We start from the raw sequence: 18789 nt of genomic DNA, 5'->3' as shown, positions 1-18789 counted from the left end.
TTATTAATTATTCCGTTAAAAATAAAACCATTATTTTCTTTAATGCAGTCATTGCTCAGAAATCGAAGCAGACAATGAGGTTTCAGTAATTGTTCGCGTAATAGCATTGATGCGGATTGCCGGATACGCTTTAAAAATCCACATACCAAATACTTATAATAAACAAAAAACTCCTTTTCTTGAAATTTTACTTAAACCTCAATTAGGTAAAATCTTATAAAATGTTATATAAATTATGTAAAGAAAAAATTAATGGTTCTGCTGAAATTTGTTTCAAATAAAAATATCATGGAGGCATTTTTACGCAGGTACGGACTATTCATTTACTTTATGGCTATCTCTTTCGGTACGGTGATAGCGGGAATTTATCTTTAATACCAGATTGATTCCACCGCAGGAACTAAATGCGGCTGATGCTTATTACTAAGCACTTTATATAACGAACTAAATTTATCATTATGCATACAGTTACCCCTTGGAGCGCGACTGCTCAGGCAGATATTGAAAATAGTGAAATACTTTTAGAAAGAAAAATTAGTTCCTTTACCTATCAGCTTTATAACACAGGTGATTCTCTTTGGATTACAGCCATTATGCCCAATGGCGGAAAAGTAGCTTTTCGTGCCGCTTTTGCCATGAACAGCTGTTTTGAGGTATCCAATCTATTTGATGACCAGGATAGTATTGTGGTTATTCTGGATTCAAGACTTGGGAGTTATGAAGTCCGCATAAATTTTCCGGATACAGCAGTGCCTGTTTTACACTATACCACCACATTTACGGCTGCTGTTCCGTTGATGATACCGTTCTGGCCCCGTGACATTATTCCGCTGACAAAAAATGGAAGTGTTGAAAATACCAATGGTATAATTCATATGGAACAATTTGGATCCCGCTCAGGATTATTGTTTGCCAGCATAACAAAACCTAAGACCGGGTCGTTTTTTTATTTCCAAAATCTCACCTCATTATCTGAATATTGTGAAGCTACTCAAACTGAATCTAAAAATACAGTTGGCGGAAAATGGCCGGAAGTTGGTTTTCAGCTGCCATCCACTGATAAACTGCCTCTTCCTGCCGGTAAAGCTTTTATCCTTTCAGATGCTTATGTCATACTGCAGACTGAAGTTGTAAATAAACCAGCTGTCATTTGCGAACACTTTTTAAACAATCTTGTCAAGATATATAAAGTGCTGCAACAGCCCGAAATTGAATATAATAACTGGCCCGACATCGCAAAAAAGGTAATTACCGATTTAACAAATAATAAGGGTGCATGGACTCAAAAAAACGGAATCCCGTATCTAAATGCCTACTTATGCGATTATGAAACTCCCGCTGAAAGTATGGTGCAGCTCGCTGTACTAATTCCTTTCAAAGAATATGAAAAATGGAGCGGCGAGAAACAACCGGTGTGTGATGATTTAATTAAAGGACTTCCTTCATTTTACGATCCAAAAATAAAGTGTATAAACCGCTGGCTTCCCTCTCTTGCGCAGCAACTGGATGGCTCAGAAGAACAGAAAAAAGAAATGGTGATGGATTCCTGGTACCTCCACCATCCGCTTATGAATTTGGCAAGACTGGCGCTTCATGGTAATAAAACAGCTGAGCAGCTTCTATTGGATGCTATTGATTATGTAATCAGGACCGCCCATCATTTTGATTATAAATGGCCTGTATTTTATAATATGGAAACACTGGAAATTATAAAAAAAGAAACTGCACCCGGAGCCGGAGGAGAAAATGATGTTCCGGGTTCCTACGCTCATTTAATGCTTTTAGTGTATAAGCTCACAAAAGAAAAACGGTATTTAAAAGAAGCTGAAAAAGCGGCAAAAAAGCTAGAGGATCTCGGCGTTTCTATTTTATACCAAGCCAATAATACTGCCTTTGCTGCCGGCGCTTTGTTAGAATTATACAAAATTACCTCAAAAAAATTATATCTCGATCTTAGTTATATATGTCTTGCCGGGCTATTTAAAAATGTACAGCTGTATGACTGCAGGTATGGATTTGGAAAAAATTACACCAATTTCTTTTCGATATTTCCACTCAATGATGCGCCTTACACTGCTGCATATGAAGAGTTGGAAGTATATGCCGCTTTATCAGAATATTTAATTCAGGCCGAAGATGTGCAATTACTGCCTGCAGTAAAGACACTCATTCCTGAGTTTGTTAAATATGCCGTTAACAGGATTGCCTACTACTATCCTCCCTTACTTCCGAAAGAAATGCTTTCTGATGAAGTAAAAACTGGTGAGCTCCAGCATGATTTGTGGATCCCTTTGGAAGATCTCTACAATGGCTGGGAAAAAAGCGGTCAGGTAGGTCAGGAAGTTTACGGTGCCGGAATGGCATTTGGCGTAGTACCAAGACAATACATCAAAATCGATGAAGACTTTTTAATTTTTATCGACTATCCCATTATGCACCAAAGCAAGACAGGAAAATCAATTACCATCCATCTTGACGGCGATAAGGAAATGTGCTGCAATTTGAAAATACTGAAATTGGGTAAGAGAAGTATTAAAATGACTGTCTTTCAGGATAAGGAACTTCTCAGCGCTTTCCACAAGGATGCAGAAATACATGATTATAAAATTTCAGGCAGAGGTCTGGTTAAAATTAAATGGGAATATTGAATCAAGGCAAAGTATCAAAATGGCAGAATGCGCAATACTCAAACAATAAATAGTAATTACTTTATAAAAAAATATAGAATGGAAAAATTAACAGATTATTTTGGACAGAACATTAAAGATAAAAAAATAGTGATAACAGGAGGAACAACCGGAATAGGAAAAGCAATTGCAGATGTACTGGTATCACTTGGCGGCAGGGTGCTGATTTTTGGAAGAGATGAAAAGGATTTCAAAGATGCCGTTGCAGATATTCAAAAACAATTTCCCGGAAGCGAAGTTTACGGTACTCCAGCAGATGTCACTAAAAAAGAAGATATACAGAAAATCTTAGAAATAGCAGACAATGAACTCGGCGGCATTGACATCCTCATCAACAATGCTGCTTTGGGAGCTCCAGGAATAACTAACGAAAGCTATGATGATTATAAATATATTATAGATACCAATATTACCGGTTATCTCGCATTTGCTCAGGAAGCAGCATCAAGGATGAAGCAGCAAAAATCAGGACATATTATCAATATCGGATCGATGAGTGCAGAAAGTAAAGAAGCAAAAAGTACAATATATGTAGCAACTAAATCTGCTATAAGAGGATTCAGCACTTCGCTGCGAAAGGAATTAAATCCATTAGGAATTAAAGTTTCATTAATTGAACCGGGAGCGGTGACAAGCGACATGCAGCCCGGAACCAATGCAGAACAGGAAGAGAAGATAGAAAAAATGGAGATGCTTGAAGCATACGACATTGCAATGAGTACATTATTTTGCCTTTCCCAGCCCAAAAGATGTGATATTGTAACCATGCAGATCAGGCCTCATCTTCAGCTTATTTAATTGAACCAGGAAGCATTGCTGATTTTTATAAAGCAGCTAAAATGTTCCCCAAAGAAAAATAGATTTAATTTTTATTCAATATGATCCTAAAAATTGAAACATCAGACAACGCAGCTGCTTTTAGAACTGTCGGTGAGATAACGGCATATGATTACAAAACAGTAATAATTCCCTCTATAACAGCTTTAATGAAACGAATCAACGAGATCAATTTTTTATTTTTAATTGATAACGAAGTCGAAAATTTCAATACTTCTGCCTGGCTTGAGGATACTCTGATCGGACTTCGTAATCTTGGAAAATGGAATCGTACAGCTGTGGTAACAGAATGTGAAAAAGCAATTTCTTTTACCAATTCATTTCGGTACATTGTATCAGGCGAATTTCGATGTTATAAAAAAGAAAGTTTTCAGGAGGCTTTAAACTGGGTTGAGGGAAAAGAACTTCCGGTTTTTAATACACAGGAAGTGGGAAATGAACCCTTTATTGATCCTGATGATTTAGGTGAAGAAAATCAATCTAACGGCTATTCAGATTCTGATGATATTGATTATAATTACAAACCATAATTTAGATATTACAAATCTCATTTTATATCTGATGCCATATTATTTTTTAAAAGATTAGAAAAGTATTGAGAATGTTATACTTCCGGTAATTGCTTTTATTACTTTATACTTCTAATAATTTTACCAAAATGAGTCTGCAATGCAATGGTAATTTGATAAAAAAAATAATTTTCTATGTAATCTGTAAAGCATCATCTTGTTTTAATTTAGGATTATTAAAAAACTTAAAATTTAATAGTCATGGAAAATTTACATAATTACAGCAATGAGGAACTTCAAAAATGTCCGTACCACCAACAGTTAAATGCAGCTGCAGATAAGAATCCAAATGAGCATGTCAACACAGGAGATTGGGGCGAAGAGCGTGACGAAGACGGAACAGATCCTGACCGCTATGAAAAAGAAGGCGGCAACAACAATTCTGGAGGTGCCGGAAGCACAGGAAGCGCCGCAACTAACAGTTAACAGTATATAATTCTTAAAAATATAAGCTATGCATACTTCAACTATATCCAATAGAAAAGTAAGCTCAAAAAGCAATATAAATGTTTCTCCATTTGAACGCATCCTTATGACAGCGGCAGGATCTTATCTGTTGTACAAAGGTTTGACCCAGGAAAAGAAAAACATTTTGCAGATTACATCTGGAGGCGCCATGCTTGCCAGAGGTATCAGCGGCTATTGCCCAATTTACAGCGCTGTAGATCATCTTAAAAATGACAAAGGTTCTAATGTTAATATTAGGACCAATATTACTATCAATAAACCTATTAGTGAGGTTTATGCCTTTTGGCGCAACTTAGAGAATCTTCCAAAATTCATGAACCATCTGGAATCAGTGAAAACAATCAATAGTACACAATCAGAATGGACCGCTAAAGGACCAGCAGGCATTGGATCACTGAACTGGAAAGCGGAAATCATTAAAGACCAAAAGGAAAAGATGTTAAGCTGGCAGTCTACCCATGATGCGCCGGTTAAAAACTTTGGAAAAGTACTGTTCAAAGCTCATAGAGACACCACCGAAATAGACATCACCATATCTTATCGTGCCCCTCTGGGAATTGCCGGTCAAGGTGCAGCAAAACTGCTGAACCCTATTTTTGAGAAAATCGTACGCGATGATATTAAAGGATTTAAATCTTACCTTGAAACCAAACAATAAACACTTATAAACAAGATTTTTTGATTGTTTCTTAAAACCTTTTGAATCAGGATTTCAAAAGGTTTTACTTCCTGTCTGGTTTTAAATAAAAACATTAATAAAAAAAGAAAAATTTCTACTTATAAAATCATGATGAAAAATATTGTAGAATACCGTCTTATACGTCTTATTGCCAATTCACCATACAAACAAAAAAGATTATGGCACTAAGCACCTGTCAGATAAAAGGTACTGAGATCACCTGGATTGATATATACAATCCTACACAGCAAGACATTGAATCAGTCAGCAGTAAATATAGCCTGAACTCCTATGCCCTGCTCGACTCGCTCGATCCAGATCATCTTCCAAAATATGAAGAGCATAATGATACTCATTTTTTTATTATCAGGCTCCTGCACGACGAAAAACAGAAACTTCCCACCATACAAAGCCTGAGCAGCAAAATTGCCGTGTTTTTTACTGATAAGTTTATCATTACCATACACCGCTGTGCACAGCCTTTGATTCAGAATATCAGGGAAAGTCTGGTTAGTACAGGAAGAATAAAATCTGCTTCAGGAATTGCCATACATATTGTGGGAGATGCCCTTCGTTCATTTGAAGAACCTGCCATGAAACTATCTGCCGATATTGATTCTTATGAATCCACCCTGTTTTTAAAGAAAAATATACCCGATGATATGATCGAAGACATTTATTATCTGAAAAACCGTGCAGGGCTTTACAAAAAATTGCTCCTGCTGAGCAACGAAGTGGTAAACTCGATCAAAGCCGAGGGAGAAGAACGTCCTGCGCAGCGTGATGTACGTGACCTGCATACCAAGCTGGTCCTGCTCTATGATCAGGTACAGGAAGATGCCAACAACCTGCTCAATATTTATCTTTCCCTCTCTGCCCGTAAAACTAATGATGTCATGAAAATCCTTACGGTTTTCTCGGTCTTTTTTATGCCGCTAACTTTTATAGTGGGAATATATGGGATGAATTTCAAATTTATGCCTGAATTAGAATCGCCTTTTGGATACCCTCTCACCATTATATCAATGTTTGTTATATCTATTTTGATTTTTTTCTGGTTTAAAAGAAAGAAATGGCTTTGATTATAAAATTGAATCGAGTATCGCAATAAGTTCTGAATAACTGTTAGGCTTCTTAAAGTACTTTATGATTGCATTTTGTTCAAGCTTCAGTTTCATGAATTCCTCAGACGGGGTTGAAATTAAAATTACAGGGATACTGGAAAGCCTGTTATTACTTTTTAGCTTTTCCAGCAGTTCCCCTCCATTAATTAGGGGCATATTATAATCCAAAAAAATAAGATCTGGCAGCTGCTCTGCAGACTGCATTTCATTAAAAACCTTTTGTGGATTTACTGCCCATTGAAGTTTTACTCCTTTATTCAGTTTTTGAACAGCTTCCATGAATATTTCTGCATCCTCCGGGTCATCATCAATAAGTAAAATATTTTTATATAACATTGTTGTACAATTTAATCTGCTGTTATAGTTACGTATTTTAATCTGTTACGGTTTCAAATAATAAAAACATATGTAATAATACTTCCTGCTCCTATGCTAAGTATACATAAAAGTAGAAATCTTATAACAATCTGAAAAAATTATATAAACACAGTTCTTTCTCAAAATTTATTTTTGTGTTTATGAGATGTTTTTCTCAGACCTATTATTGCTTTGTCAGTGCTTAAAATTGCGGTCTTATCAGAATGGTTTTGAACAATAAAAAACAGACAATGAGAACGATATCAATACTTTTCACCTTTTTGTATACATGTCTTTGTTATCCGCAGGAACACTTTTCACCAAAAGTACAGCTTGCTATTGAGACTTACGCCCATTTAAAAGGCCAAAGTGCTGCTCTGGCAAAAGTCGCCATGCAGTTTCCATCTTTTGCAAAAGAAGTCAGAACTCTGGAAAAAAGCACTCAGGCCATATTTGGCAGAGCAGAGAAAAATATTGCACACTTTCTAGACGAAGAACTCGATGATTCGCAATTTAGGAGTCTGGAAAAACACATCGACTCACTTATAAATGAACAGCTGAAAAATCCGATTCAAAAGAAAGAATATGCAGGCGAATTTCTTGAAAATGTCAAAGACAAAATTGCATTCGAACAAGATGCCGCTGTTCACAAAGGAATTATTTCCTTCGCCTACCATGACGCTCCTCACAGAGAAATTACCGACGGCCATACCATAAACTTCACTACAGAAGGTCATCCAAAAGCAGAAGAAACCGTACTTACACTTCCTATACCCAAAAGCTGGACAGCTGAGGAAGCTGATATGCCCGCTGCAGTGCAGCAGTTTACAAGCTGTGACGGGACAGGAAACGAAAAAATACTGATCGTAATTCATGAACTGCCGGAAGAATATCAAAACTTTTCCCTTAATGAAAAATCTGTAAAGGAAATGATACCTCCGCAAAGCAGGATTATCCGCACAGAACCGGTTACTATTGACAACATGCCGGGCTTAATGGTTGAAATCGAGGAAACTTTGGATTCACCCCTCAATAATATGAAAGTCCGAATGCTCCAGTTTATGCTTTCTAACGACCAGAAATTATACTGTCTGCAGGGCAGCATTGGTCCTGTGCCAGTCCAGCAAAATCTTGATCTTCAGCTGAAAAAATATGAACCTTTGTTTCGTCTGGTGGCCAAAGGCACCCAAATTGAGAATTAGATCAGATAAAATCATCACCCCAATTGCAGATCAGCTTTCAAAAAAACAGCATCAAAGACAGCCAAATTTATTTTTATACAAATTTAGTTCCCTATTAGTTTTATCCAGCAGTTTTTCCAGAAGATCAATCTTATCATTATAGAGTCTGCTTACAAGAATCCCCTGCTCTTCAGGAGCAGGGCTTTTCTCAAAAACAGGGTCAAGGTAAAGACTGATATCAAACTTTATAATGTTTCTCACATCCATTTCAAAGATTAGAGCAATTTCTTCTAACTTTTCAAAACTTACTGTACTGGAGCCTTTTTCAATCTTACTGTAGCCTGCCTGGGTAATACCAAGCCTTAAAGCCATATATTCCTGGGTATAATTTTTAAGCTCTCTAATAATTTTTATATTGTCATTTATTTTACTGGACATGAAACTTGGATTTTTATTACGATTAAATTCACAACTGATTTAAAATGCTAAATCAGCTGTCACCGCAAATAAATAAACCTTAAGCTTTCCTGCAATAACAAATGTTAACCGTTTGGGTGCTTTTTTTTCAAAGTATACTTCAAACGGCTGAGATGTACAGGACTAATATTGAGATAGGAAGCAATATAATACTGAGGCACTCTCTGTATAAGTCCGGGAAACTGAATATTCATTGCTTTGTAGCGCTCCATTGGAGAATGCATATAAAAAGCCTTGATTTTTTCATTGAGCATAAAAAAATAATCCTCTGTAATAAGCCTTCCGAGCTTCTCACCATTTCTAAGGGTCGCGTATAAACTTTGCAGCATTTCAAGAGTAATTATTATAACTACACTATCCTCAAGAGCTTGTATTGAAAAATTTGAAGGCACATTCTTTAAAAAGCTCTCATAATCAGTAGCAAAGGTATCCTCCATACAAAAATGAAATATCTTTTCTTCTCCTCTCTCATCAGAAAAATAAATACGCAGTAATCCGCTGGCAATAAAGAAAATTTTATCGCAGACCTCATTTTGGTCTAAAAGCATTGTCTTTTTAGGGAAATAACTGCTGCTGAACTTACTCTCGCAGTACTTCCATTCATCATCACTAATAGGTACATATCTCAAAATCAATCGATAGAGAGTATCTATCCCATTATTTTTAAGAATCTCAATTTCTTTGGCTTTCATCTCTGTTTTTATTGGCATATATAAATTAACGCCGCAAAGACCGTGAAAATTTCTTAAAAATATCAACAGCATAGGGCAGAAATTAAATGTTCATTTAATCATTTTTTTGGCGGTGAGCATAATACACATAGGATATTTCATTTCCCAAGCTTTGATAAAAAGGCAATTAGATATTTTTTAAAACTATATTTTATTCTTTTTACTCATATTTCATTCCTATTCAGACTCTTTAAAATATAGCTTAAATCTTATATTTACATTTCGAGTGATCGACTAAAGATTAAAAAAAATCGATGTAAAACATCTTTTTTAAATGTTTAATTATAAATCATTTATTTTTTCTTTTCCAGATCCAATACTAATTGAAAACTTAAAAATTATCTCAATTTAGGAATAAAAACTACACATAATTTTATCTGTAATTTTAGTTTTAGAATATTTATTCTATTGGGTTTTCCTATTGATAATTTTTAAAGTTTTAAAAGAACTAAGGTATCAGCGCATAGCTTTTATTAAATATTTAAATTATCGTATTATGAAAAAACTTTTCTTATCATCTGTACTGCTTTTTCCTGTTCATTCCATTCTTTTTTCGACCCCTCTCCCTGTTCATTGTGCTGTCAATCTCGAAGCTGTATCCATTCAAAACTTTGGAGCTGACTTTCCTGCAAAATCAGTAAGTGTATTTGAAACCGAGAGACACCGGGTATGGATTAACTTAACAAATACACAGGGTCTTTTTAAACAAATTTTGATCGCCTATATCACAGGAGCGACCAATGGATGGGATCATAATTATGATGCTCTCACAATGGACTCCAATCCCTATGCAGATTTTTACAGTATTAACGATGATAAAAAACTGGTTATTCAAGGACGCGCAGTTCCCTTTGACCCAGCAGATACTATACCTTTGGGCTACAAATCTAACATAACGGGAGATATGAATATATCCATAGATCATGTAGAAGGCGAATTAAACAACAGGGCTATTTATTTACATGATAAAGAAACCGGAACTGTTCATAATTTAAAAAGCGGAGATTATACATTCTCTACTCTAACAGGTGTTTTTACAGATCGTTTTGTTTTAAGTTACAGTCCGGATAAAAACTTGGGATTAGATAATTTTGAAAATTCCCCATTGGGTCTTATTGTTACTTCAAAAAATAAAATCATAAAAATAAAATCTAACCATTCACCTTTAAAACAGGTTTCTGTTTTTGATGCTGCAGGAAAGCTGCTTTACATAGTCCAAAAAATCGAAAAAGCAGAATTAGAGATTTCGAGTATTGAGTCAGGATCTCAAGTTTTATTCGTTAAAACAATACTGAATAATGGAAATACAATTACTAAGAAGATACTTTTCTAGTGCAATTAAGTCTTAAAAAATTATCACGCGGATATCATAAGATTCCGCGTGCTTTTTTATACTGCTAAAATTTTTCAATTCCAGTATGAGTAGGAACTACTTCCTTTATTGATCCTCCTGGATTAAACTCTAATTTATCTATACAAACCTCTCGGTGAAAACCGCCCGCACGACCCATTTTAATACCTGTTGGATACGAAAATCTATGATACACAATATACCATTCGTCTTTTCCGGGAATCTGCAAAACTGAATTATGTCCCGTTGCATAAATTCCCTGTTTTGGAATTCCCTGAATGACAATATTATTCTGCGGTATTTCAAGAGGTCCAAGCGGTGAATCTGAAATACCATATCTGACTTTGTAATTTGGACTTCTCGTGTCATCTTCACTCCAAAAGAAATAATATTTACCGTTTCTGTAAATTACATATGTTCCTTCTCTAAAAGTTTTATTTACTTCAATTATTTTAGTACTTCCTTCTTTTAGCGAAACCATATCCGGATTTAATTCTGCAGCGGCCATGTACATATTTCCCCAATACAAATAACTTTTTCCTGTTTTAGGATCCGTAAAAACATCCGGATCAATTTCCTGACCATCTTTTATGCCTTGAGGTCTTTCTGCAACGATTGCTTTTCCGCTGTCTTTAAAAGGTCCTGTTGGATGATCAGAAACGGCAACACCAATTTTTTGTGCCGCCGTGAAATAATAGAAGTACTTGTATTTTCCTTTGATTTTCTTCTCTACAATACATGGTGCCCAAGCATTTCTGTTTCCCCAAGACACGTCTTTTTTTAGGTCCAGAATTATACCTTCATCTTTCCAATCTACTAAATTATCAGACGAAAATGTTTTGAAATAATATCCTGACCAATCATTAAATCCATCGCTTGTGGGATAGATATAATATTTTTTAGTTTTGTTTGAATACAGAATTTCAGGATCTGCATAATATCCTTCTAAAACTGGATTGTTATTTATTTTTGAAAGCTGCGACGGCGTTGCCCATTTTGCAGTAATTCGTTTCAATTCAGAACGCGTAATCGGAAGAATGGTTCCGTGACGCGGTTTAAAATCCATTGAGACATCTTGATCTATAACCGTGAAATTTTCTAAATCTTTGGTTTTCGTAAATTGATATTTTCCTTTTGAATACAAATCATACATCAAAATATATTCATCAGAATTATTGAGTTTAAAGATACTTGAACCTTCAACTTTCTCTTTGGTTTGCTGCAGATAATTATCATTTTCAGTCCAATTTCCAGAAGTCAAATCGTTGGTTACGGCTGTTTTTATGCCTGCCGTTTCCGATTCTGTTTTGTAGAAAAGATGATACACACCGTCTTTTAGAATAATATCGCCATCAATACAAGCGCCTTTTGATTTTGGAACGAAAAGCAGTCTTGGAGCACTTTCTAAAGCCGTGAAATCCGCATTCGCGTAAGCGTAATAGATTTTATCAAGTTCATTGCCATGTTTCATACTAAAATAAATCATGTATTTACCCGCTTTTGCATCATAAATCGTCTGTGGTGCCCAAACTCGTTTTAAATCTTCATTTCCCGAAAATGCTTTTTGAATATTAACAACACTGCTCTTCCAGTTTACCAAATCAGTACTTTTTAGCAAAACCATCGCACGATTACTGTCCCAGCCTTTTGAAGAAGTCATATCGGTCAAAACCATATAAAATGTCTTGCCGTCTTCACCGCGCAGGATATGCGGATCACGAACGCCTCCTGTTGAACTGATTGTTTTACTGTCTAAAATTGGTTTGTTATTATTAAGACTGTAATAATGATAACCATCTGTACTTACGGCATAATTAACTGCTTCTTCTTCGACTTTATTTCCAATAAAATAAACAAATAAATAAGCCGTCAAATCTTTTTCAGCAAGAACGGGCGGAATTCCACTTGCCGTATTTTGAGCTTTCGCTGGACTAAAAAAATTCGCTAATATCAGAAAATAGAAAACCAATCTTTTCATTATTTTTTACTTTTTAATTGGTACAAAACAGAACTGTGCGGTTTTAAATCGGTACCAATTTCTGTTGAATTCACCTTTGATTTTTCTCCTGTCCACATATTTAAAACATCGACAGAACCTGAAATTCCAAGATCTGAAAGATTTACAGAAACTTTTTGAGAAGCATTATCAGCTATATTAAATAATGCGAGATAAACACTTCCATCTTTTGCTTTTGAAGTAACAGCAATTTTCCCATCTTTCTGAAAAAGCTGTTTTACATCTGTGCTTTCGTTGTGCATTTTTACGACTTCTTTATTTGTTAATAATGAAAGCGTAAAAGCATCATTGCTGGGCAAATCACCACCAAAAAATAATGGTGATTTAAAGATATTGAAAAACGTGATTAAAGTATATTGCTCGTCTTTTGTCAAACGGGTCATTCGATCTTTTCCGCGTTCGCCTCTGATTGAAATTCTTCCTAACGGGATCATATCACAATCCGGCCAAGTTCCCGGAGCGATATACGAATACCATTTTTGAGCCACATCCATTAAATGTGTTATATGCGGCCATGTATCCCAAACATCGTCAACCATACGCCACATATTAGCATGCGTGCTTACATGTGAGGCAGCCGAAATCGGCGTTTCTCCCGGCGAAGTGCTCAAGACAATTTTACGGCCGCATTTGTCAATCGCGTTTCGAATTAAGTTGATTTCGCCTTCGTGATAAGGTCGTGATAAATCATCAATTTTAATAAAATCTACGCCCCATTGCGCATACAATTCAAAAATAGAATCATAATATTCCTGCGCACCTGGTTTGTCTGCTAAAACGGTATAATTATCTCTCAACCATTCACATTGCAAAGCGGTAGAATAAACTTGGTCTGCGGTAATTCCGTTTGTTCCTTTTATCGGCAGTTTGTTTTCGACTGCTTTTTTCGGAATCCCTCTCATGATATGGATTCCGAATTTCAATCCTTTTTTATGAATATAATCCGCTAAAGGTTTAAAACCCTGTCCGTCTTTGGCTGATGGAAAACGATTTACAGCCGGAAGATATCTCCCGTACTCATCCATAACATATCTCGGATCGGTTTGGTTGTAACCTCCCGCTTTATCATTTTCGACAAACCATCGAATATCAACTACTACATATTCCCAGCCAAATTTCTTAAGCTCTTTTGCCATATAATCGGCATTCGATTTTACCTCGTGTTCTTCGACTGTCGGCCCGTAACAATCCCAGCTGTTCCAGCCCATTGGCGGTGTTTGTGCCCATTGTTTGAATTCTTCTTTTTGGAATTTATTTTGCGAATGTGAAGAAATCGAAACCAAAATGATTCCTAACACCAATGTGATTTTATTTTTCATAGCTGCCAATGAGATATTTTTAAATTATTTGACATTAATAGTAACCTCTACAGGTTTTAACCACTGACTTGTAAATTTAACTTTAATTGGTTCTGTCGAATCGCCATTTGCCTGAATATAAGCCGCAATATGTCCGTGAAAAACTCTTTGAACATTATCGGTGTAATCGGTCATATCGCTGTTGTTTCCAGCTTCTAAACCTAATAAAGTTCCAGGACCTGCAATCGTACAAGTTACTTCATTATCAGAAAGCATAACCGGAAGTCCGTTTAGGTCTTTTACCTGAACCATGATTTTCGCAACCCCTTTGTCTTTATTGATGGTACTATTTTTATCTGCAATCGTTAATTCAAAAGGCTGTTGTGTTGAATTAATCGCATAACGGCTTACTTCTTTATCATTTTTATCCAATCCAACTGCTTCTAATTTTCCAGATGCAAACGGAATATCCCAATATATAATGCCGGTTTTTTCATCATATAATTTCGTTTCGCCGACTACTTTTCCATTCAATTCTAAACGTGCTTTTGAGGCATTGGTATAACAAACCACGCGTATTTTTTGTCCTTCTTCGTAATTCCAGATTGACCAGGCATCTTTAGAAATATCTTTTTCATTTACAAGCGGATAAGTTCCCAAATATATCATCGGTTTATCTGACCATAAAGATTGGCGAAAATAACCTCGTGGTTTGATAACACCAGCAAAATCAACCAAACCAGAATAAAATCCTCTAGAAGGCCATCTTCCCGATTCTCCCAGATAATCAATCCCTGTCCAGAGAAACTGCCCAAAAATATGTTTGTTGTTTTTAACTGAAAGCCAAGGCTGCATGTCGTGTGTATTTTCACTTCCATAAATAACACGATTTGGATATTTTTCGTGATCTGACTGGTATTTACTTTCGGTATAATTATATCCTGTAATATCCAAAGCTCCTGGATATTCTGTTTCGTTAGACATGGCTACTCCAGCCAAACCTGCCGTTGTCGGACGCGATTTATCATACTTCTTAACTGCTGCAACCAAACGTTTTGCAATCGCCCCAAGACGCATCGCATCGGGAGCATCTTTTTTATAACCACCGTAAGTTGCCTGTCCAAAGCCTTCTTTTCCTTTGTCTAAAACGGGATGCGAATACGGATCGTTTGGATAATCTACTTCGTTGCCTATACTCCATGCAAAAACCGAAAGATGGTTTCTGTCGCGTCGTACAAAATCTTCCAAATCTTTTTCTGCCCAATCGGCAAAAATATCAAACGAACCTTCGTAACCCGGCGTACCGTAATTCCAGCCTTGTAACCATTTGCGCTTTGGAAACTCCCATTCGTCATAAGCTTCATTCAAAACCAATAAACCCAATTCATCACAAAGTTCATAGAAATCGGGTGCCTGCGGATTATGACTCGTACGAATGGCATTTACTCCAATTTCTTTCAACGTTTCTAATCTGGTTTTCCAAACTTCTCTTGGAACTGCCGATCCTAAAACACCGGCATCATGATGCAGACAAACACCTTTCATCTTCATCCATTTTCCGTTAAGGGCAAAACCATTATTGGCATCGAACGTAAAACTTCTAAAACCAGTCTGTGTTTCAGTTTTGTCGATTTCTTTTCCGTTTTGTAAAACCGTAGTTTTCAGCTGATACAAATTCGGATTTTCTAAATCCCATAGCTTCGGATTCTTAACGTTGATTTTTGCTGCAATTTTTCCTTTAGTATTAGCAAAAATGGTTGTTTTTGAAGAAGATTTTGCAATGGATTTTCCTTTAAAAAATAATTCATTTACAACGGTTAAAGCCGTTTTTGATGCAGCATTATTTTCTACCTCTACTTCAACATTCAAAACTCCATTTCCATTTTGTACTTCTGGATAGGCATAAACGCCCCATTGTGCAATATGAATCGGATTTGCATAAACCAACCAGACATTTCTGTAAATTCCAGAACCACTGTACCATCGTGAATCGGCGCTTTGACTGTGATCTACACGAACCGAAATAGTATTTTCGTTTCCAAATTTCACGAATTCTGTAGCATCATAAGCAAACGAAATATATCCGTTTGGACGTTTTCCTAATGAATGACCGTTGATAAAAACTTCGCTTCTATTGTAAACGCCTTCAAAATATAAATACACTTTTTCGCCTGCTTTGCTCTGCGGAATATTTATGGATTTTCTATACCACGCAATTCCTCCTGGCAGATAACCTGTACAGCTTGCCAAAGTCGAACTCAATTGTCCTTTCACACTCCAGTCGTGCGGTACGTTTACTTGTTTCCATTTACTGTCATCAAAAGTGACGTTTTTAGCATCAGAAATATCCTGAAGGTTAAATTTCCAATTGTCATTTATTTTCTTTGCATCTCCAAACGAAATTTGTGCTAACGCTGAAAAACACGAAAGAAAAAGTACGGGCAGTAAGATCTTATTTTTAAACACTTTGGTATTTTTTTAGTTTATTAAATGAAAAATTATTGAAGAGGATTTATGATGTAAGATGCGCCTTTCTTAGTCTCAAATACAGCCGTATATCCAATAGATGATTTATCGCTTTTGATATTCAGTTTTTCAATTATAAAGGGTTCTGAAGATCTTATTTTACAAGTTCCTCCGTTATTCGATACCATTTTAGTCTGGCTCATTTTACCCTCGTTCCATTTTATATTTACAGTGAAATTTCCTTTTGCTGTAATTCCTCTAATTTCGCCTTCTTTCCAATCGTCTGGCAAAGCAGGAAGCAAATGAATTTCATTGTTCTGGCTCTGCATCAGCATCTCTATTACACCTGCCGTTCCAGCAAAATTTCCATCGATCTGAAATGGCGGATGTGCATCAAAAAGATTGGGATAACAGCCTCCTTGTCGTTTGTATTTTGGATCATTATCTTTTGTCAATCGCAGCTGATTCTTGAATAATTTATAAGCATGATTTCCGTCCAAAAGTCTTGCCCACATATTTACTTTCCATGCCAGACTCCAGCCCGTTCCGTCGTCTCCTCTTAATTCTAAAGTTTTCTTAGCTGCCAATGCTAATTCTGGTGTATTTAACGGTGAAATTAAATTAGCCGGATGCAAGGCATACAAATGTGAGGTATGTCTGTGATGCGGATCTTCGTCTTCAAAATCTTTATACCATTCCTGCAGCTGCCCTTTTGCTCCTATCTGAAAAGGCAATAATTGATTGGCTGCTTTATCAACTTTCTGTCTAAAATCAGCGTCGATATTTAGTATTTTAGAAGCTTGACTCGTATTTTCAAACAAATCTTTTATAATCCCAATATCCATAGTAGAAGCTGTTGTCACTACGCCTCCTTTTTTTCCATCATAATAATATTTGTTTTCCGGCGAAGTCGATGGCATCGTAACCAAATAGCCATTTTTGTCTTGCTGTAACCAGTCTAAACTAAATTCCGCGGCGCCTTTTATAATTGGATATACTTTTTTAAGATATTCCGTATCGCCTGTATATTGATAATGTTCCCATAAATGTCTGCTTAACCAATTGGCTCCCATGTACCAATTGGCCCACATTGGATCTCCTTTTCCAAAATCGCCGACAGGATTTGTCGTAGCCCAGATGTCTGAGTTATGATGCAAAACCCAGCCTTTGGCATGATAATAACTTTTGGCTGTTTCGGCTCCGGTTACAGAAACATTTTTTACAAAATCGTCAAGCGGAAAAAACAATTCTGATAAGCTTGCCGATTCAACAGGCCAGTAATTCATCTGCAAATTGATATTGGTTGTATAATTACTGCTCCACGGCGCACGCAATTTATTGTTCCAGATTCCCTGTAAATTGGCTGGCGCGTTGTGTGTACGCGATGAAGAAATCAATAAATAACGACCATATTGAAAAAATAAAGCCTCTAATCCAGCATCTTTTTCTCCTTTAGCATATTGTTCCAAACGAATATCTGTTGGAAGATTGAATTTATTGGTTTCTTTTTCATTTAATTGTAAAGAAACTCTATTGAAGAATTTTTGGAAATCCTGAAGATGTTCTTTAACTAAAATATCATATTTTTTGACTGATGCTTTTTTAATCGGGTTTTCAGCAAAAGCATGTTCGTCTTTTCCCTGACTGTCGGGGCATTTGTCAAATCCGTTGAAACTGGTTGCCGCCGAGATAAAAAGTACTATTTCTGAAGCATTTTTAATCACTATTTTGTTTCCTTCATAACTTACCGTTCCGTCTTTTACAATTGGTTTTACGATTAATTCAAAACGCATTCCGCGGCATCCCGCTGGATCGTCATAAATAACAGGTTCTTTATTGTAATCAATATAATTCGGATCGGCATGCGAAGGCGCTTTTCCTTTTAAAACCAATGACTGATTTTGTATTTCTTTTTGATTTTTTAAAAGACTGGAAGCATCAATTGAAACCGAAAGTTTTTTAAGCTGATCTGCCGAAAGTTTCATTACAATACATTTCGCAGGCGCTGATGCAAAGATTTCTCTTTTATAATTTACGCCGTCAGCTTTAAAATTGGTTACCGCTAATCCAGTTTGAATGTCCAGACTTCTATTGTAAGAATCCGTTTTTTTGCCGCCTAAATCCTGCGTTAGTAAAAGATCTCCCAAAGGCATAAAACTTTCACTGTAAGCGCCCTGCATATTTTTCGTCAGATTATATGCTTTGTCAAAATCTTCTGCTTTAAGCGCTTCTCTAATTAAAGCCAGATTTTGAAATGCATTTGGATTTACATTTTTCTGTACAGGTCCGCCGCTCCATAAAGTCGCTTCGTTTAGTTGAATTAATTCTGAATCTACTCGGCCAAAAACCATTGCGCCTAGCGTTCCGTTTCCAATTGGAAGAGCTTCTGTCCATTCAACCGCAGGCTGCTTGTATTGCAGTTTTAAATCCTGTTGCGCAGTAACAGAGAATCCTGTCAGCGTTAACAGTAATAAAAGTTTTTTTTTAAGAGAATAGCTGGGCATGTATTTATTTTTAAATGATAATTCGAATCAAGAATCGGTTTTT

Annotated in this window: 15 protein-coding genes; 8 read left to right on the top strand and 7 right to left on the bottom strand. The window is 36.1% G+C overall.

The features are described from left to right. The first annotated feature begins 458 nt into the window (after positions 1-458). The 6 genes from PQ462_RS10565 to PQ462_RS10540 all read left to right on the top strand — a co-directional run bounded on the left by PQ462_RS10565 (position 459) and on the right by PQ462_RS10540 (position 6322). Complete coding sequence (locus PQ462_RS10565; RefSeq protein WP_274253439.1) at positions 459-2648, top strand: hypothetical protein; 2190 nt, start codon at positions 459-461, stop codon at positions 2646-2648. A gap of 78 nt (positions 2649-2726) precedes the next feature. After that, the gene (locus PQ462_RS10560) at positions 2727-3485 is read left to right on the top strand and encodes an SDR family oxidoreductase (protein ID WP_274253438.1); all 759 of its coding nucleotides are present in this window, start codon (positions 2727-2729) and stop codon (positions 3483-3485) included. Positions 3486-3565: 80 nt separating this feature from the next. Then, a complete protein-coding gene (locus PQ462_RS10555; RefSeq protein WP_274253437.1) occupies positions 3566-4054 on the top strand; it encodes an STAS/SEC14 domain-containing protein in 489 nt (162 codons plus the stop codon). Positions 4055-4294: 240 nt separating this feature from the next. Continuing rightward, positions 4295-4519: a hypothetical protein gene (locus tag PQ462_RS10550; protein ID WP_274253436.1), complete on the top strand. Its 225-nt coding sequence runs from the start codon at positions 4295-4297 to the stop codon at positions 4517-4519. 28 nt (positions 4520-4547) lie between these two features. Then, entirely contained in the window at positions 4548-5219 is a 672-nt protein-coding gene (locus tag PQ462_RS10545; RefSeq protein ID WP_274253435.1) for an SRPBCC family protein, read from the top strand. Between the two features lie 200 nt (positions 5220-5419). Further along, positions 5420-6322, top strand: a complete 903-nt coding sequence (locus tag PQ462_RS10540) for a magnesium transporter CorA family protein (protein WP_274253434.1) — start codon at positions 5420-5422, stop codon at positions 6320-6322. Here the strand turns inward: PQ462_RS10540 and PQ462_RS10535 are convergent, their stop codons facing one another. Then, on the bottom strand, positions 6323-6700 hold the full coding sequence (locus tag PQ462_RS10535) for a response regulator (RefSeq protein ID WP_274253433.1): 378 nt from the start codon (positions 6698-6700) through the stop codon (positions 6323-6325). It abuts the gene before it with no gap. 272 nt (positions 6701-6972) lie between these two features. Between PQ462_RS10535 and PQ462_RS10530 the strand changes: the two genes are divergently transcribed. Next, entirely contained in the window at positions 6973-7923 is a 951-nt protein-coding gene (locus PQ462_RS10530; protein ID WP_274253432.1) for a hypothetical protein, read from the top strand. 51 nt (positions 7924-7974) lie between these two features. Here PQ462_RS10530 and PQ462_RS10525 read toward each other — a convergent pair whose 3' ends face one another. Further along, on the bottom strand, positions 7975-8340 hold the full coding sequence (locus PQ462_RS10525; RefSeq protein WP_274253431.1) for a helix-turn-helix transcriptional regulator: 366 nt from the start codon (positions 8338-8340) through the stop codon (positions 7975-7977). A 104-nt stretch (positions 8341-8444) separates the two neighbouring features. After that, entirely contained in the window at positions 8445-9071 is a 627-nt protein-coding gene (locus tag PQ462_RS10520; protein ID WP_274253430.1) for a Crp/Fnr family transcriptional regulator, read from the bottom strand. Between the two features lie 535 nt (positions 9072-9606). Between PQ462_RS10520 and PQ462_RS10515 the strand changes: the two genes are divergently transcribed. After that, positions 9607-10443, top strand: a complete 837-nt coding sequence (locus PQ462_RS10515) for a T9SS sorting signal type C domain-containing protein (protein ID WP_274253429.1) — start codon at positions 9607-9609, stop codon at positions 10441-10443. Positions 10444-10507: 64 nt separating this feature from the next. Here the strand turns inward: PQ462_RS10515 and PQ462_RS10510 are convergent, their stop codons facing one another. From PQ462_RS10510 to PQ462_RS10495, 4 genes are read right to left on the bottom strand one after another with little or no spacing between them, the layout of a single operon-like run. Then, entirely contained in the window at positions 10508-12439 is a 1932-nt protein-coding gene (locus tag PQ462_RS10510) for a family 43 glycosylhydrolase (protein ID WP_274253428.1), read from the bottom strand. Next, entirely contained in the window at positions 12439-13797 is a 1359-nt protein-coding gene (locus tag PQ462_RS10505; protein ID WP_274253427.1) for a glycoside hydrolase family 27 protein, read from the bottom strand. Before PQ462_RS10505 ends, PQ462_RS10510 begins: the two co-directional genes overlap by 1 nt. A 24-nt stretch (positions 13798-13821) precedes the next feature. Then, positions 13822-16242, bottom strand: coding sequence for a sugar-binding domain-containing protein (locus PQ462_RS10500; RefSeq protein ID WP_274253426.1), 2421 nt, complete (start codon positions 16240-16242; stop codon positions 13822-13824). Between the two features lie 32 nt (positions 16243-16274). Next, entirely contained in the window at positions 16275-18746 is a 2472-nt protein-coding gene (locus PQ462_RS10495) for a glycoside hydrolase family 95 protein (protein ID WP_274253425.1), read from the bottom strand. Positions 18747-18789: the final 43 nt, after the last annotated feature.

The organism is Flavobacterium sp. KACC 22758, assembly GCF_028736135.1.
Lineage (GTDB): Bacteria > Bacteroidota > Bacteroidia > Flavobacteriales > Flavobacteriaceae > Flavobacterium > Flavobacterium johnsoniae.
Note: the sequence above shows the minus strand (reverse complement) of the source record. Positions and strands in the feature narration are given on the sequence as shown.

Coding starts and splice junctions, on each gene's coding strand:
- PQ462_RS10565 (WP_274253439.1), top strand. CDS start 459: ATGCATACAGTTACCCCTTGGAGCGCGACTGCTCAGGCAGATATTGAA.
- PQ462_RS10560 (WP_274253438.1), top strand. CDS start 2,727: ATGGAAAAATTAACAGATTATTTTGGACAGAACATTAAAGATAAAAAA.
- PQ462_RS10555 (WP_274253437.1), top strand. CDS start 3,566: ATGATCCTAAAAATTGAAACATCAGACAACGCAGCTGCTTTTAGAACT.
- PQ462_RS10550 (WP_274253436.1), top strand. CDS start 4,295: ATGGAAAATTTACATAATTACAGCAATGAGGAACTTCAAAAATGTCCG.
- PQ462_RS10545 (WP_274253435.1), top strand. CDS start 4,548: ATGCATACTTCAACTATATCCAATAGAAAAGTAAGCTCAAAAAGCAAT.
- PQ462_RS10540 (WP_274253434.1), top strand. CDS start 5,420: ATGGCACTAAGCACCTGTCAGATAAAAGGTACTGAGATCACCTGGATT.
- PQ462_RS10535 (WP_274253433.1), bottom strand. CDS start 6,700: ATGTTATATAAAAATATTTTACTTATTGATGATGACCCGGAGGATGCA.
- PQ462_RS10530 (WP_274253432.1), top strand. CDS start 6,973: ATGAGAACGATATCAATACTTTTCACCTTTTTGTATACATGTCTTTGT.
- PQ462_RS10525 (WP_274253431.1), bottom strand. CDS start 8,340: ATGTCCAGTAAAATAAATGACAATATAAAAATTATTAGAGAGCTTAAA.
- PQ462_RS10520 (WP_274253430.1), bottom strand. CDS start 9,071: ATGAAAGCCAAAGAAATTGAGATTCTTAAAAATAATGGGATAGATACT.
- PQ462_RS10515 (WP_274253429.1), top strand. CDS start 9,607: ATGAAAAAACTTTTCTTATCATCTGTACTGCTTTTTCCTGTTCATTCC.
- PQ462_RS10510 (WP_274253428.1), bottom strand. CDS start 12,439: ATGAAAAGATTGGTTTTCTATTTTCTGATATTAGCGAATTTTTTTAGT.
- PQ462_RS10505 (WP_274253427.1), bottom strand. CDS start 13,797: ATGAAAAATAAAATCACATTGGTGTTAGGAATCATTTTGGTTTCGATT.
- PQ462_RS10495 (WP_274253425.1), bottom strand. CDS start 18,746: ATGCCCAGCTATTCTCTTAAAAAAAAACTTTTATTACTGTTAACGCTG.